The following is a 539-nucleotide window of genomic DNA, read 5'->3' as shown; positions in this document are numbered from 1 at the left end:
GCCGGGTCAAGGGTTCATATCACCTCGCCGGCGCTTTTCGCAGATTAGCACGTCCTTCATCGCCTCTGACTGCCAGGGCATCCACCGTGTACGCTTAGTCGCTTAACCTCACAACCCGAAGATGTTTCTTCCGATCCATCATCGCATTGCAAAAATTTGAGAGACTCACGAACAACTTGCGTTGTTCAGTGTTTCAATTTTCAGCTTGATCCAGATTTTTAAAGAGCATATATCTCAAACATGACTCGTGAGTCAGTTTTGAGATACATCGGCAGGTGACTTTCACTCACAAACCAGCAAGTGGCGTCCCCTAGGGGATTCGAACCCCTGTTACCGCCGTGAAAGGGCGGTGTCCTGGGCCTCTAGACGAAGGGGACACATAGTCTGCTTCGCAAGACGCCTTGCTTTTTACTTTTCATCAGACAATCTGTGTGAGCACTTCAGGAGATGGTTCTTTAAGGTAAGGAGGTGATCCAACCGCAGGTTCCCCTACGGTTACCTTGTTACGACTTCACCCCAGTCATGAATCACAAAGTGGT

The 539-nt window shown here is 49.2% G+C and carries 1 tRNA gene and 2 rRNA genes; all 3 read right to left on the bottom strand.

The annotated features are described in order from the left end of the window. A 23S ribosomal RNA gene (locus tag CWM66_RS28165) occupies nucleotides 1-108 on the bottom strand; the annotation flags it as partial. 193 nt (nucleotides 109-301) lie between these two features. Next, nucleotides 302-377, bottom strand: a tRNA-Glu gene (locus CWM66_RS28160). An 84-nt stretch (nucleotides 378-461) separates the two neighbouring features. Beyond that, a 16S ribosomal RNA gene (locus CWM66_RS28155) occupies nucleotides 462-539 on the bottom strand; the annotation flags it as partial.

Source organism: Kosakonia sp. H7A (assembly GCF_003028445.1).
GTDB classification, from domain to species: Bacteria; Pseudomonadota; Gammaproteobacteria; order Enterobacterales; family Enterobacteriaceae; genus Kosakonia; species Kosakonia radicincitans.
Note: the sequence above shows the minus strand (reverse complement) of the source record. Positions and strands in the feature narration are given on the sequence as shown.